Source organism: Streptomyces sp. NPDC002490 (assembly GCF_040296045.1).
In the GTDB taxonomy this organism is placed as follows: Bacteria; Actinomycetota; Actinomycetes; order Streptomycetales; family Streptomycetaceae; genus Streptomyces.
In genome coordinates this window covers 23,789-37,366 of record NZ_JBEOWM010000056.1, presented here as the reverse complement: position 1 = coordinate 37,366, position 13,578 = coordinate 23,789, and the positions used below count along the sequence as shown (strand labels likewise).

The following is a 13,578-nucleotide window of genomic DNA, read 5'->3' as shown; positions in this document are numbered from 1 at the left end:
GGGCGGGTGCCACTCGATGTGGCACCCGCCCGCGGCGTTTCGATCTGTGTCGCCCGGCCCGGGACGGGGTCAGGCGGACTTGCGGCTGTCCCGCGGATGAACGGCGATGTTCATCGCGCCGCTGCGGAGTACGGCGAGCCGCTCTTCGAGGACCTCTTCGAGTTCCTCGCGGGTGCGCCGCTCCATCAGCATGTCCCAGTGCGTACGCGCGGGCTTCGCCTTCTTCTCCTCCGGACCTTCACCGTCCACCAGGAGTGCCTGGGCCCCGCAGACCTTGCACTCCCACTCCGGCGGGATCTCCGCCTCAACGGAGAAGGGCATCTCGAAGCGGTGCCCCTTCTCACATGCGTACTCCACGGCCTGGCGCGGAGCCAGGTCGATGCCGCGGTCCGTCTCGTAGCTGGTCACCACGAGGCGCGTGCCGCGAAGAGCTCGCTCACTCATGAATCGTGCCTCCCGGGCTTGTCGCCCACAGGACAGGTGTCGCTGTCGTCGTCATCCGGTCAACGTCCGGTCGGCGGTAAAGATTCCCGTTCCGGGCCCTGCGTCGCCGTCGTAGCCGCAGCCTTGTTGACCAATGCAGTACCCACCGGCGCCCGGTTTGTCACATCTACTAGGAGATGTCACCCAACGTTTCGGCTGGTTTGGCGCGCAGTAACGGTACGCCTGGCAGGCCAAAGGCGTACACTACCGCCCTTTGCGCTCGCGCGCTAAATCCGTTCCGGCACGGGATTGCCCGCGTCGAGCACCGCCCGGCGGACCGGCACCCGTGCCAGCAGCACGAAGCCGATCGCGAAGAACGCCACCAGGGACAGGATCGCATCCCGGTAGCTCCCGGTGAGCTGGTAGGTCAGACCGAAGATCAGCGGCCCCAGCCAGGACATCCCGCGATCGCTCAACTCGTACGCGGAGAAGTACTCGGCCTCCTTGCCCGGCGGCACCAGGTGCGAGAACAGCGAACGGGACAGGGCCTGCGTACCGCCCAGCACCAGGCCGATGCCCGCGGCCAGCAGGAAGAAGAAGACGGGCGCCCCGGCGGGCAGGAAGTAGCCGGCGCCCAGGATCAGCGTCCACACCACCAGGGAGGCGAGGATCGTGCGCTTCGCCCCGTGGCTGCGCGCCAGCCGCCCCATGCCCAGCGCCCCCGCCACGGCGAGGACCTGCACCAACAGCACCGCCACGATCAGCGTCGACTGGTCGAGCCCCAACTCCTCGGAGCCGTACACCGAGGCCTGGGAGATCACGGTCTGCACCCCGTCGTTGTAGACGAGGTACGCGAGCAGGAACGCGAGGGTGAGCGGTCGGCGCCGCATGTCCCGGACCGTCGCGACGAGTTGCCGCCAGCCGCCGCCGACCGCGGTGCCCGCCTCCGCGGCCGGAGCGCGCCGATCACGCAGGCGGCGCAGTGGGATCACCGTGAACGCCCCCCACCACAGGCCCGCCGAGGCAAGGCAGATCCGGACCGCGGTGCCCTCCGACACGCCCAGGTCCTCGTGGCGCAGGTACAGCGCCAGGTTGGCCAGCAGCACCAGCGCGCCCGAGGTGTAGCCGAAGGCCCAACCGCGCGAGGAGATCGCGTCCCGTTCCTCGGGCCGGGCGATCGACGGCAGGAACGCGTTGTACAGCACCGTCGACACCGCGAGCGATGCGTTGGCGACGATCAGGAGGAGGCCGCCGAGCAGGTAGCGGTCGCCCGACAGGAAGAACATCCCGGTCGTGGCCGCCGCCCCGAGGTAGGCGGCCAGGGCGAGCAGCGGCTTGCGGCGGCCGGTGCGGTCGGCGGTGGCGGCGGCCAACGGCATGAACAGGATCGCGACGATCACGGACAGGGAGACGGAGTAGGCGAAGTAGGACCCCGCGCGCACCGGGATGCCCAGCGGGTGCACATAGCCCTGCGCGTCCGCGGCGGTCTCGGCCACGTCCGTGAGGTAGGGCCCCAGGAAGACGGTGAGGACCGTCGTCGAGTAGACCGAACAGGCCCAGTCGTAGAAGTACCACCCGCGTCGTTCGCGTCGTCGCCCGGCGTCGTCGTCGGTCTCCGTCCGTACGGCCTCGGCCCCCACCGGCCCCCCTCGTCAGCCCGTCGTTCCCCGGTGCGGAAGGTCCCCCCGGGGTGCGCTCACGCCCATGCGCCCCGCTCGACCATGACCGAGCGCAGCGCGTCGACGTGATCGGTCATGATGCCATCCACGCCGAGGTCCAGCAGTGCGTGCATCCGTTCCGCATCGTTGACCGTCCACACGTGTACGGCAAGCCCCCGGGAGCGGGCCGCCCGCAGGAAGCGCCGGTCCACCACGGGCACTCCGAAGTGGTGCTGGGGGACCTGGACGCACACGGCCGAGCGGCGCACGGCGGCCGGCAGCCCGTAGGAGCCGAGGCGCAGCCCGAGGACGCCCCGCATGCCCAGGGAGGTGGCGAGTCGGGGGCCGCCGAGCCGCTGGGCCCGGGCCACCCGGGGTTCGGAGAAGGAGCCCACGCAGACCCGGTCCCAGGCCCCGGCGCGTCGGACCAGGTCCAGCAGCGGTCCGAGGGCGGTGTCCGTCTTGGCGTCCACGTTCCAGCGGGCGCCGGGGAACTCCTCCAGCAACTCCTCCAGCAGCGGTACCGGCTCGGTGCCGCCGACCCGGGCCCGGCGCACCGTCGACCAGGGCAGTTCGGCGATGCGCCCGGCCCCGTCGGTGACCCGGTCGAGGGTGGGGTCGTGGAAGGCGACCAGACGGCCGTCCGCGGTGGTGTGGACGTCGGTCTCCAGGTACCGGTACCCCGCCTCCACGGCCCGTCGGAAGGCGGCCGTCGTGTTCTCCAGACCGGCGGCGTCGCCCCCGCGGTGGGCGAACGCGATCGGTGCGGGGTGGTCCAGGTAGGGGTGGCGGGGCGGCGGTGTCACCGTGGCAGTATGGCGCGCCCGTCCGCCCCGTCGTGCACGGGTGCTCGGGGCGGAGGTGGGGAGTCCACCGCGAACACCCGCAGGAAGAACTGGGCGAGCGGGCCGATGGTCAGGGCGTACAGCACCGTGCCCGCCCCGACCGTGCCGCCGAGGAGGAAGCCGCCCGCCACCACGGTGACCTCCAGTGCGGTGCGCACCAGCCGGATCGACCGCCCGGTGTGCCGGTGCAGTCCCGTCATCAGGCCGTCCCGCGGGCCCGGGCCGAAACGCGCGGCCAGGTAGAGCCCGGTGGCGACGCCGTTCAGCCCGACCGCCACCACCAGCAGCGGTATCCGCGCACCGAGCGCCCCGACGTCCGGGAGCAGGAACAGGGTCGCGTCCATGGCGAGGCCGATGACGACGACGTTGGAGACGGTGCCGAGCCCCGGCCGTTGGCGCAGCGGGACCCACAGCAGCAGCACCAGCGCGCCGACTGCGATGGTGACCGCTCCGATGGGCAGCCCCGTCAGGTCCGCCAGTCCCTGGTGCAGGACCCCCCAGGGTTCGAGGCCGAGTCCCGCCACGACGAGGAGGGCGCAGCTCACTCCGTAGAGCGCGAGTCCGCCGTACAGCTGGAGCAGCCGCCGGGGGAGCCGGGCGGGCGGTCCGGTCGGTGCGGATGGTCGGTGCGGTGGGGTGGGAGTTGGCACGGTGCGCCCCTCGGTGGTCATAGTGGCCTGGCGCGTGCCACTCTGTGGCGTGGGGAACCAGCGGTTCCATGGCCAATTCAAGGAAGGTGGACTGAAGAGCATGGCTCAGTGGACCTCCACCGTGGGCTCGGCGCAGCTCGCCCGTCTCCTCGGCTCCCAGCAGGACCGTCCGGCCGGTCCCGGCAGCCGCAGACCGCCGGCGTACCGGGCCCTCGCGGACGGGGTGCGACTGCTGGTGCTGGAGGGGCGGGTGCCGGTGGGCGCCCGGCTGCCGGCCGAACGCGAACTCGCCCTCGCCCTGTCGGTGAGCCGCACCACGGTGGCCGCCGCCTACGAGGAGCTGCGCACCGAAGGGTTCCTGGAGTCCCGCCGGGGCGCCGGAAGCTGGACCGCGGTGCCGGCCGGCAACCCCTTCCCCGCGCGCGGCCTCGAACCCCTGCCCCCGGAGTCCTTGGGGTCGATGATCGACCTCGGTTGCGCGGCCCTGCCCGCCCCCGAGCCCTGGCTCACCCGCGCGGTGCACGGCGCACTGGAGGAACTGCCCCCCTACGCCCACACCCACGGCGACTACCCGGCCGGGCTGCCGGCGCTGCGCGAGCGGATCGCCGCCCGCTACACCGAGCGCGGCATCCCCACCATGCCCGAACAGATCATGGTCACCACCGGGGCGATGGGCGCCACGGACGCGATCTGCCACCTCTTCGCCGGCCGGGGCGAGCGCATCGCCGTCGAGTCCCCCAGTTACGCCAACATCCTCCAGTTGATGCGGGAGGCGGGCGCCCGACTGGTCCCGGTGGCCATGGCCGAAGGGCTCGGCGGCTGGGACCTCGACCGATGGCGCCAGGTGCTGCGGGACGCGGCCCCCCGGCTCGCCTACGTCGTCGCGGACTTCCACAATCCGACCGGTGCCCTCGTCCCGGAGGACCAGCGACGTGCCCTGGTGGAGGCCGCCCGCGCCGCCGGCACGGTGCTCATCGTCGACGAGACGATGAGCGAGGTGCACCTGGAACCGGACCTGACCATGCCCCGCCCGGTCTGCGGATTCGATCCGGCCGGATCCACGGTGATCACCGTGGGCTCGGCGAGCAAGGCGTTCTGGGCGGGCATGCGCATCGGCTGGGTGCGGGCGGCCCCCGACGTGATCCGCAGCCTGGTCGCCGCCCGTGCCTTCGCCGACCTCGGCACCCCGGTGCTGGAGCAACTGGCGGTCAACTGGTTGCTGCGCGGCGAGGGCTGGGGGCAGGCCGTGGCGCTGCGCCGGACCCAGGCCCGCGAGAACCGGGACGCCCTGGTCGCCGCGGTGCGGCGGGAACTGCCCGACTGGGAGTTCGGGGTGCCCGGCGGCGGACTCACCCTGTGGGTGCGCACCGGTGGCCTGTCCGGTTCCCGGCTCGCCGAGGTGGGGGAGCGGGTGGGCATCCGGGTGCCGTCCGGACCCCGGTTCGGGGTGGACGGGGCCTTCGAGGGGTACGTCCGGCTGCCGTTCACGGTCGGCGGGGCGGTCGCGGACGAGGCGGCGGCGCGGCTCGCCGCGGCGGCCCGACTGGTCCGGGGCGGAGCGGGCGGGGCGAACGGCGCCGAACCCACCCGCACCTTCGTCGCCTGAACGGAGCGGTCAGCCCTCCACGGCCAACGTCCCGGGCAGGGCGGACGAGGCGTCCCGCACCTGCCGCACCGCCAGGGACTCGGTGTCCGGACCCGACTCCGTGCCCAGGGCGGCGGCCCGGTCGGCCTCCCGGTCCGCCAACAGGGCCAGCACCGCCGCCCGCCCCTCCTCGGGCGCCGTGTCGTCGTAGGGGTCGGGCGTCGCCGGGACCTGGAGCCGCAGGACCGGCCCGTCGCCCAGCCGGGCGTACCCGCGGCCGGGGGGCACCGCCGTGACGGGGGTGGTGCGCGGTGCCGCGCCGAGGACCCGGACGGTGTCCTCGCCCACCGGGCCCAGGGTCACGCGGGCACGGGCGTACTGGAGGAGCACGTCGGGCAGGGCGTCGAGCGCATCGTCCTGCTCGGCGACGACGACCGTGACGCCCGCCGCCCGGCCGTGCCGCAACGGCACCTGGAGCAGGCTCCGGGGGTCGGTCGACCCCTCCCGTTCCGCGAGGTGGGCGAGGACGGAGGGGCGGTCCACGAACACGTACAGCGGGCGCCGGACGTCCTTCGGCAGGGGGACGCCGGCCCGTCGGGCCTCCTGGGCGGCGATCAGTCGGCGCTCCGTCTCCCGGGCGGCCCGCTCCAGCCCGGCGAGCGCCCCGCCGAGCCCGTACTCCACGTCGAGCACGCCGGGCCGCCCGGCCAGGGCGGCGAACTCGCCCGAGCCGGTGCCCTCCACCAGCAGCACGTCCCCGTCCCGGAGCGCCTGGAGCGCCAGGGAGCGCAGCAGGCCGGTCGTCCCGCTGCCCGGTCCGCCCACCGCGAGCAGGTGCGGCGCGGTGGACCGGGGACCGGTGCGCCACACCACCGGAGGTTCGTCCCGCACGCCCCCTTCGGTGCGGACCGGGACGGTGCGGGGCACCGCGCCCGGATCGGTGAACCCGAGCACCAGCTCGCCCGGCGCCGTGACGAACCGCTGCGCCGTGATGTCGGTGGCCAGCGGGTCCAGGGCGGTCACCGTGAGCTCGTTGCCCTCCTCGTCCCAGTCGAAGCGGTATTCGCGACCGCGCCCGGACTTGGTGCGCAACACGTGTTCCACCCGGGCGCGGGAGGCGGCTTCCCCGTCGGTGAAGGACGCCGGGTAGCGCACCAGCAGGCGGGTGAGCCGGCCGTCGTCGTCGAAGGCGAACGCGCCGAACGCCCGCTCCCAGCAGCCGCCGTGGGCGTACCGGGGTTCCGCCGCGCCCTCCCCGGGCTCCCCGGGAACGGCGAAGTAGGGGACCAGCGCCTCGTACAGCGAGGCCAGCCGCCGGGCCCGGGCCGGGTCGGGCCCGGCGGGGGCCGCGGAAGCGCGGTCCCGGCCGTGCCAGGCCGCGGCGGCCATCAGGACGACCACGGCGAGCGGCGGTCCGTACGGCACCAGTGCCACCACCAGGACCACGGAGGCGGCCAGGAAGAGCAGCCCCCCGCGCCCGTCCCGGGGGGTGTCCGCCCATCGGCGCCGCCCCGCCCCGGCGAGGCGGCGCAGCCCGCGGGCGACGGTGATCAACGGATGGAGGACGTCGGCGGCGCTGTCGGCCGCCGATCGGGCCGCCTCCCGGCTCCGGGCGATCGGTGCGCTGCCGGTGCGCAGGAAGCGGGGGAGGGGGCGGGCCACGTCGAACTCCTGGAGGTGCGGGCGGTGGGGGGCGGGGCGGACGGTCAGAACTTGATGCCGCCCAGCAGGCTGGCGAGGCTCGCCCCGCCGGCCTTGATGCTGGGGGCGATCGCGGTGCTCGCCAGGTAGAAGCCGAAGAGCGAGCAGACCAGGGCGTGCGAGCCCTTGAGGCCGTCCTTGCGGAAGAACAGGAACACGATGATGCCGAGCAGTACGACACCTGAGATGGAGAGGATCATGGGGTTCTCCTGGTCGGTGGGGACAGTCACCATGAGCTGTTCCAGGCTCACAGCCGGTATCCGTACGATAAAAGGTGCATAAGGGTGAAAAGGTCGCCGTTTCCCTCGGGTGGGTCAGGGGTGTTCACCCGGCCGGCCGAGGGGGCGCGCCCGGTGCGGTGGCGCCGAACCCGCCGCGCCCGGCGCCGCCCGGCCCGCAGCCCCCCGGGCAAGTACCCTGTCCGTTCACCCGTACGGCGGTCGCGCCCCCGTCGTCGCCGGCACGGGGAGACCGCAAAGAACCAGAGGAAGGCACCGTTCGATGAGTGAAGCGCCCGACCCCGGCAGCGCCCCCGACGCCGATGTCGTGGAACTGGCGACCAAGCTCTACGGACTGGCCCGTGCCGGCGACGCCGACGGCCTCGCCGCCTACGTGGACGCCGGCGTTCCGGTGAACCTCACCAACGAACAGGGCCACACCCTCGTGATGCTGGCCGCCTACCACGGCCACGCCGGTGCGGTGCGGACGCTGCTGGCGCGCGGCGCCGACCCGAACCGGGTGAACGACCGGGGCCAGACCCCGATCGCCGGGGCGGTCTTCAAGGGGGAGGACGAGGTGGTCCGGGTGCTGCTGGAGGGCGGCGCCGACCCCACCGCCGGAACCCCGTCCGCCGTGGACACGGCCCGGCTGTTCGGCAAGGCCCACCTGCTGGACCTCTTCGGCGCCGGCTAGAGCAACCGCCCCTGACCAGGCGGAACGCCGGTCCGGGAAATCGGTCGCGGCATGGTGAACGCCTGGGTCATCATGACCACGTGATTCACGGACGCGACGGATGGGCAGGTGTTGCCGCACCGCGCGGGCCGTGAACGGCCCGGCCCGGGCCACCGACGAGAGGCAGAGGAAGATGGTCTACAGCAAGCAAGAGACGACGGGCGCCCCGACGTGTTGTCGCGTGACCTGCTGGTAGTGCGAGTTCCCGGTCGCGTCGACGCTTGATGTGAGGCTGTTTCCCATGTTCGATTCGGGCATAGCGCCCAGCGGCACGCTGCTAGGTCTCCTCCAGAGAGGCCGCGGCGACGGCACGCTGCACGCGCTCACCGCTCCGCGGGCGGATGCGCTCGCCGCCCTGAACCAGTGCGTTCTCCGAGACCCCCGCCACGACTGGCAGGTCGAGAACCGCTCCCTTTACTACGCCCGGCTCTACCTCGACCTGGACGGCGAGCTGACGGCCGTCGAAGCGCACCTCTTCCACCCCGAGGACGTCCTCGACCCGGAAGAGAACCGCACCGGGCTCGCCCTCGCCGTGCTGGGACACCTCGCCGCCTACGGCCGCCGCGACGCCCTGGAACTGCTGCGCCGGTACGTCGTGCACGGCGCCAACTGGGCCTGGGCCCTCGACGAACTCGCGCTGCGCGACGACGACGCCGGGCTGCGCGCCCTCGCCGTCCCCGTCCTCGCCCGCTTCGCCCGGGACGCCGAGGGCGATGCCGCCCTCGCCGCCGCGGTCCGCGACGCCTACGAACCACGACCCTGGCGCCTGTGGGCCGACGACCCCCGCGAAGCCGTGGCGACACGGGTGCGGGCCGCCCGGGAACAGGGCTCCTTCGACCGCTGGCAGCGCCAACTCGATTCCACCGGGCCGCGCCCCGACTGGAGCGTGCGCGCCGTCCTGGCCTGGGCCGACCGGGGCGCCGAACGCGGCACTCCGCTGCACGCGCCGGCCGCCCGCTGCCTCACCGCGGTGGCCGGCCCCGAGGACCGCCCCGACATCGTGGAAGCCGCCCTCGACGGCTCGGACGGCGCTCGCTCCGCCGCCCTGCGCTACCTCGCCGACACCCATGACCCCCTCGCCCTCGACCTGGTCGAAGCGGCCGTCGCCTCCCCCTCGGCGACCGTCGTGGAAGCCGCCGTCGAATCCTTCGAACGCATGCGCAGCGTGGCCGCCGTCGACCGGGCACGGGCCTGGGTCCAGCGCCCCGACGCCCTCGGCGCCGCCGCCGGCCGGGTCCTGGCCTGCCGGGGCGGTGCCCACGACGCCGCCCTGGTCCTCGGCGCGCTCCGCGAGGCCGTCCGCTCCGAAGGGCCCGACGCGGCCACGCTGTGGACCCTGGTCGACGGAGCCGGCCGCCTCGGCATCGGGTGCGCGGCCCCCGTGCTGCGCCACGTCTACCGCGAGACTGCCTCCTCCCACCTGCGGGGGCGTGCCGCCCGGGCCCTCGCCGCGACCGACGGGTCGTTCCCCGCCGGATTCGCCGTCGAATGCCTGTGGGACTGCGAGGAGACCACCCGCGAGATCGCCGCACGGCACGCCGAGACCGGTGACGCCCGGGTGGTGGAGCGGCTGCGCAGGCTCGCCGCCGACCCCGCGGAGGAGGACGAGGTCCAGACGGCCGTCCGCAGCCGCATCGGCCCGGACGCCTAGGCCGTCTGACTCCGAGCGTCCCGTGGGGCCGGGCCCGGTCGGCGTTCCCGACGTCGACCGGGCCGGACTCACCGACGCCCCGGGCGCCCGCCCCGGGCCGAGGCCACCACGAACCGCACCGGGGTCCCGGGCGCGGCCTGCGCCGCGGCCGCCAGGTCCGCCGCCCGGACCACCGCCACCACCGGATACCCGCCGGTCGTCGGATGGTCCGCGAGGAACACCACGGGACGCCCGTCCGCGGGCACCTGCACCGCCCCCAGCACCACGCCCTCACTGGGGAGTTCCGCGCAGACCGCCCGGTCCAGGGCCGGCCCCTCGGTGCGCAGTCCGACCCGGTTGCTCGCCGCGGACACCCGGTAGGCGCCGGTGGTGAGGGTGCGCAGCGCGCCCGAGGTGAACCAGTCGGCTCGGGGCCCGAACCGCACCCCGAGCACCAGGACCCCGGGCGGGCCCGGCTGCGGAGCCACGTCCACCCACCCGCGGGGCGGGCCCGGCGCCCCCAGGGGGAACACCGCGCCGTCGACCAGCGGGGCGGGACCCAGCCCCGACAACAGGTCCGTGGACCTGCTGCCCAGGACCGGCTCCACGGCCACGCCCCCCGACAGCGCCAGATAGCTGCGGACCCCCGGCACCGCCCGGCCCAGGTCCAGCACCGCCCCGGCGGGCACCCGCACCGCCGTGCCCGGGCCGACCGGGCGGCCGTCCACCGTGACCCGGCACGGCGCCCCGGTCACCGCCGCCCACACCGCGCACCGGGGCCGCACCGCGCAGCCGCTCAGCGTGGTCTCCAACACCGCGGCCCCGACCGGATTGCCGACCAGCCGGTTGGCGAGCGCGGCGGCCGGCGCGTCCAGGGCCCCGGACCGCGGCACCCCCAGGTGCGCGTGTCCCGGTCGTCCCCGGTCCTGCACCGTCGTCAACGCGCCGGCGCGCACCACCTCCACCGTCCGCTCACCCACCGGCGTCCCCGTCCCGGGCGACGAAGCGCACCGCGGACCCCGGCACGAGCAGCGCCGCCGGCACCCGCGCCGGGTCCCACAGCGCCGCGTCGGTGGTCCCGATGAGCTGCCAGCCGCCGGGGGAGGCCCGGGGATACACCCCGGTGTACGGCCCGGCGAGCCCCACCGAACCACTGGGCACCGAGGTGCGCGGGGTGGCCCGGCGCGGCACGGCGTAACGGTCCGGCAGCCCCGTTAGGTACCCGAAGCCGGGGGCGAAGCCGCAGAAGGCGACCCGGAACGAGGTGCCGGAGTGGATCGACGCGACCTCCCCGGCGCTCACCCCCCAGCGGGCGGCGACCTCCGCCAGGTCGGGGCCGTCGTAGCGCACCGGTATCTCGACCACGCCCCCCGAGGCCGCCCCGGCGTCCGGCACCGTCCAGGAGGCCATCCGAGCGGCGAGCGCGCCGGGGTCGTCCACCCCGTCGAGGAGCACCGTGCGGGCCGCCGGCACGATCTCCACGGCGCGCAGCACGCCGGCGTCACGACGGCGCACCAGCTCGGCGTGGAGCGCCCGGGCCGCCCGGGCGCTGTCCACCTCGACCAACAGGGCGTGCTCCCCGACCTCCAGCGGCCTCATGCGAACGCCTCCACCCGCACCCCCGCCCGTTCCAGCTCGGCCCGCACCCGCCGGGCCAGCTCCACCGCGCCGGGCGTGTCCCCGTGCAGGCACAGCGACCGCGCCGGCACGGCGATCCGCACGCCCCCGCGGCTGGTGACGGAGCCGGTGCGCACCAGGTCCACCGACCGGGCCACCACCGCGTCCGGGTCGGTGACCACCGCCCCGGATGTGCCGCGGGGCACCAGGGTGCCCCCCTCGGTGTAGGCCCGGTCCCCGAATGCCTCGCCGACCACCGGCAACCCGGCTGCCCCCGCGACCCGGAGCAGGTGCGAGCCGGGCAGCCCCAGCACGGGCAGCGCGTTCCCGGCGAGCAGCACCCCCTCGACCACCGCGGCGGCCTGTGCCTCGTCGTGGACGACCCGGTTGTAGAGCGCGCCGTGCGGCTTCACATAGGCGACCCGGGAGCCCGCCGCCCGTGCGAACACCTCCAGCGCCCCTATCTGGTACGCCACTTCGGCGGCCAGTTCGGCCGCCGGGACGTCCATCGCCCGGCGCCCGAACCCCGCCAGGTCCCGGTAGGACACCTGGGCCCCGATCCGCACCCCCCGTTCGGCCGCCGAGGCGCACACCCGCCGCATGGTCCGTGCGTCGCCCGCGTGGAACCCGCAGGCCACGTTGGCGCTGGTGACCACCGACAGCAAGGCCTCGTCGTCGGTGAGCTCCCAGCGGCCGAAGCCCTCGCCCAGGTCGGCGTTGAGGTCGACGGTGACGGTGCCGCCGTCCGTGTGCATCGTGGTGCCCCCCTCGTTCGGCACGGCCGTTCCCCGGAACGGTAGAGGATCCCCGAAGACCCGCTCAACGCCGGCGGGGAGCCGCCGTGCCCCCGGGCCCGCGCCGGCGCCGCCCGGGCGCCCCGCCGGCGCGCCCCGCCACGGTCCGGGCCTGCCGGCGGGCTGTGCATCTGCGCCGTTTCGGTCGATGTCGGAGCGAGGACCTAGGCTGTGCCCCGTGACTTCGCCTGCCTCGACGGAACCCGCTCCGCCCCAGCTCAGCGCGGGGCCGCGGCCGGCCCCCGGCCCGGCCGCCGACGAGGGCCTGGCACGGCGGCTGCGCGCGCTGGCCTGCACCGCCCCGCTGCACGACCTCGACGCCCGCAAGGCGAACCTCGCGGGCGAGTACTCCGTCTACGGCATGGCCGAGGTGGCGCTCTCCGCCATCGACCTGATCACCCTCAACATGGACTTCGACACCGGCGCCGACCACGAGCAGATCGTGGCCCGGCTGGTCCCGCGCATCGCGGCCCAGGCCCCCGGGCGACCCGCCCGGGAGCACGAGCGGGTCGCCCGCTGGGTGCTGGAGAACCTGATCAACGTCGGCAGCGTCGACCGCGGCTTCCGCGCCGTCTACGGCACCTTCGCCACCGACGGCACCTACGTCCGGCGCGACTACGACTTCAAACTCGTCGAAGAGGTCTCCGGCTACGGCGGCGGGGTCTACCTGCGGACCACCGACGAGGCGGTCAACGTCCTGGTCGGGGCGCTCGACACCGATGTCACCAGTGCCCAGATCGCGGCCGAGGTGAAGCTGGAGGTCCTGATCAGCCGGGGCCGGCTCGCGGACGCCCAACTCGCCGCCGAACAGGCCCGCTACCGCACCGTGCAGTACTCCGAGACCCTGCGCCGCGCCCTGGACGCCACCCGGCGCAACGTCCGCGCGGTCGACTGGCTGCACGGCATCCCCGACATGATCGACGAGGCGCTCGACCACGTGGCCGACCGCTACCGCCACGAGAACGCCATCCTCACCAACATCCGCAAGGCCCGCGACGAGTCCGAGGACCCCGAGCAGAAACGGCGCGCCGCCGAACTCGTCGACATCGTCAAGGACTGCATCCGCCGGCACACCCAGCTCCAGTCCCGGTTGCTGGAAGCCGGCCCCCTGTTCCGCGCCGAACAGGACCGGCAGGCGTTCGCCACCCCCGCCGTCAGCGCCGGCCTGGACCTGTACGGGCACCTGGTCGCGCCGCTGCTGCCGCTCCCCGTCGAGCAGGCGAAGCGGGTCACCGACGCCTACTTCACCCGCGGCACCGGACTGCGCACCCCGGTGTCGGTCCGACTGGCCGACCTCGTGGACCTCCTGCTCACCCCGCCCCTGGAACGCGAGCACCTCGGTGCGGAGATGCCCGAGCCCGACCTGATCGCCACCCCCGACGACAGCCGCTTCAGCGACGAACAGCTCGCCCGGGCGATGCGGCTGCTGGACCTGTCCCCCGACGCGCCCCGGCGGCTGTCCGGGCTGCTCGCCGAGGCCCGGCGCACCGACGGGGACGAGGAACTGCCCTACCTGGTGGCCCTGCTCGCCGTCCACGCGGCGAGCCCCGCGGTGGGCACCGCCTACCGCCAGGGCGAGGAGAAGCTGCTGTTCGCCGTCGACGACGGCACCCCCCTGGACGACCCGGGGTTCGGCGGCGCCGACCTCATCGTGGGCACCGCCCTGCTGGACGCCGCCGGCATGGCCGCCGCCCGGACGGAGGCGGTGTGACCCCCCGGCCATC

Annotated in this window: 13 protein-coding genes; 4 read left to right on the top strand and 9 right to left on the bottom strand. The window is 74.8% G+C overall.

What is annotated here, in order from left to right; translation table 11 throughout:
- Positions 1–69: 69 nt before the first annotated feature.
- The 4 genes from ABT092_RS26670 to yczE form a co-directional block, all read right to left on the bottom strand.
- Entirely contained in the window at positions 70–444 is a 375-nt protein-coding gene (locus ABT092_RS26670) for an RNA polymerase-binding protein RbpA (RefSeq protein WP_099500427.1), read from the bottom strand.
- A 266-nt stretch (positions 445–710) separates the two neighbouring features.
- Positions 711–2,063, bottom strand: coding sequence for an MFS transporter (locus ABT092_RS26665; protein WP_351248205.1), 1,353 nt, complete (start codon positions 2,061–2,063; stop codon positions 711–713).
- 56 nt (positions 2,064–2,119) lie between these two features.
- Positions 2,120–2,887 carry a glycerophosphodiester phosphodiesterase family protein gene (locus ABT092_RS26660; RefSeq protein ID WP_351248203.1) on the bottom strand — a complete coding sequence of 256 codons (768 nt, stop codon included), beginning with the start codon at positions 2,885–2,887 and terminating at the stop codon, positions 2,120–2,122.
- Positions 2,884–3,597, bottom strand: a complete 714-nt coding sequence (yczE, locus tag ABT092_RS26655) for a membrane protein YczE (protein WP_351248201.1) — start codon at positions 3,595–3,597, stop codon at positions 2,884–2,886. The genes ABT092_RS26660 and yczE overlap by 4 nt, the downstream gene beginning before the upstream one ends.
- 79 nt (positions 3,598–3,676) lie before the next feature.
- Here yczE and ABT092_RS26650 point away from each other — a divergent pair, with 79 nt between their 5' ends.
- Complete coding sequence (locus ABT092_RS26650; protein WP_351248200.1) at positions 3,677–5,182, top strand: SCO1417 family PLP biosynthesis transcription factor; 1,506 nt, start codon at positions 3,677–3,679, stop codon at positions 5,180–5,182.
- A 9-nt stretch (positions 5,183–5,191) separates the two neighbouring features.
- Here the strand turns inward: ABT092_RS26650 and ABT092_RS26645 are convergent, their stop codons facing one another.
- The gene (locus ABT092_RS26645) at positions 5,192–6,823 is read right to left on the bottom strand and encodes a hypothetical protein (RefSeq protein WP_351248199.1); all 1,632 of its coding nucleotides are present in this window, start codon (positions 6,821–6,823) and stop codon (positions 5,192–5,194) included.
- A gap of 44 nt (positions 6,824–6,867) precedes the next feature.
- Positions 6,868–7,062, bottom strand: a complete 195-nt coding sequence (locus tag ABT092_RS26640; RefSeq protein WP_351248210.1) for a hypothetical protein — start codon at positions 7,060–7,062, stop codon at positions 6,868–6,870.
- A 301-nt stretch (positions 7,063–7,363) separates the two neighbouring features.
- On the opposite strand from ABT092_RS26640, the gene ABT092_RS26635 reads away from it, so the two are divergent.
- Together ABT092_RS26635 and ABT092_RS26630 are read left to right on the top strand one after the other, a co-directional pair.
- A complete protein-coding gene (locus ABT092_RS26635; protein WP_351248197.1) occupies positions 7,364–7,774 on the top strand; it encodes an ankyrin repeat domain-containing protein in 411 nt (136 codons plus the stop codon).
- Between the two features lie 280 nt (positions 7,775–8,054).
- Positions 8,055–9,464, top strand: a complete 1,410-nt coding sequence (locus ABT092_RS26630; RefSeq protein ID WP_351248195.1) for a HEAT repeat domain-containing protein — start codon at positions 8,055–8,057, stop codon at positions 9,462–9,464.
- A 68-nt stretch (positions 9,465–9,532) separates the two neighbouring features.
- Here the strand turns inward: ABT092_RS26630 and ABT092_RS26625 are convergent, their stop codons facing one another.
- From ABT092_RS26625 to ABT092_RS26615, 3 genes are read right to left on the bottom strand one after another with little or no spacing between them, the layout of a single operon-like run.
- Positions 9,533–10,423, bottom strand: a complete 891-nt coding sequence (locus tag ABT092_RS26625; RefSeq protein WP_351248193.1) for a 5-oxoprolinase subunit C family protein — start codon at positions 10,421–10,423, stop codon at positions 9,533–9,535.
- Positions 10,416–11,042, bottom strand: a complete 627-nt coding sequence (gene pxpB, locus ABT092_RS26620) for a 5-oxoprolinase subunit PxpB (RefSeq protein WP_351248191.1) — start codon at positions 11,040–11,042, stop codon at positions 10,416–10,418. Before pxpB ends, ABT092_RS26625 begins: the two co-directional genes overlap by 8 nt.
- A complete protein-coding gene (locus tag ABT092_RS26615) occupies positions 11,039–11,815 on the bottom strand; it encodes a LamB/YcsF family protein (RefSeq protein ID WP_351248208.1) in 777 nt (258 codons plus the stop codon). The genes pxpB and ABT092_RS26615 overlap by 4 nt, the downstream gene beginning before the upstream one ends.
- 217 nt (positions 11,816–12,032) lie before the next feature.
- Between ABT092_RS26615 and ABT092_RS26610 the strand changes: the two genes are divergently transcribed.
- Positions 12,033–13,565 (top strand): hypothetical protein, encoded by a 1,533-nt coding sequence (locus ABT092_RS26610; RefSeq protein ID WP_351248189.1) that lies wholly within the window; start codon positions 12,033–12,035, stop codon positions 13,563–13,565.
- Positions 13,566–13,578: the final 13 nt, after the last annotated feature.

Excerpts from the sequence above, each read along its gene's own strand:
- ABT092_RS26670 (WP_099500427.1), bottom strand. The coding sequence starts at position 444 with ATGAGTGAGCGAGCTCTTCGCGGCACGCGCCTCGTGGTGACCAGCTAC.
- yczE (WP_351248201.1), bottom strand. The coding sequence starts at position 3,597 with ATGACCACCGAGGGGCGCACCGTGCCAACTCCCACCCCACCGCACCGA.
- ABT092_RS26650 (WP_351248200.1), top strand. The coding sequence starts at position 3,677 with ATGGCTCAGTGGACCTCCACCGTGGGCTCGGCGCAGCTCGCCCGTCTC.
- ABT092_RS26640 (WP_351248210.1), bottom strand. The coding sequence starts at position 7,062 with ATGATCCTCTCCATCTCAGGTGTCGTACTGCTCGGCATCATCGTGTTC.
- ABT092_RS26635 (WP_351248197.1), top strand. The coding sequence starts at position 7,364 with ATGAGTGAAGCGCCCGACCCCGGCAGCGCCCCCGACGCCGATGTCGTG.
- ABT092_RS26630 (WP_351248195.1), top strand. The coding sequence starts at position 8,055 with ATGTTCGATTCGGGCATAGCGCCCAGCGGCACGCTGCTAGGTCTCCTC.
- pxpB (WP_351248191.1), bottom strand. The coding sequence starts at position 11,042 with ATGAGGCCGCTGGAGGTCGGGGAGCACGCCCTGTTGGTCGAGGTGGAC.
- ABT092_RS26615 (WP_351248208.1), bottom strand. The coding sequence starts at position 11,815 with ATGCACACGGACGGCGGCACCGTCACCGTCGACCTCAACGCCGACCTG.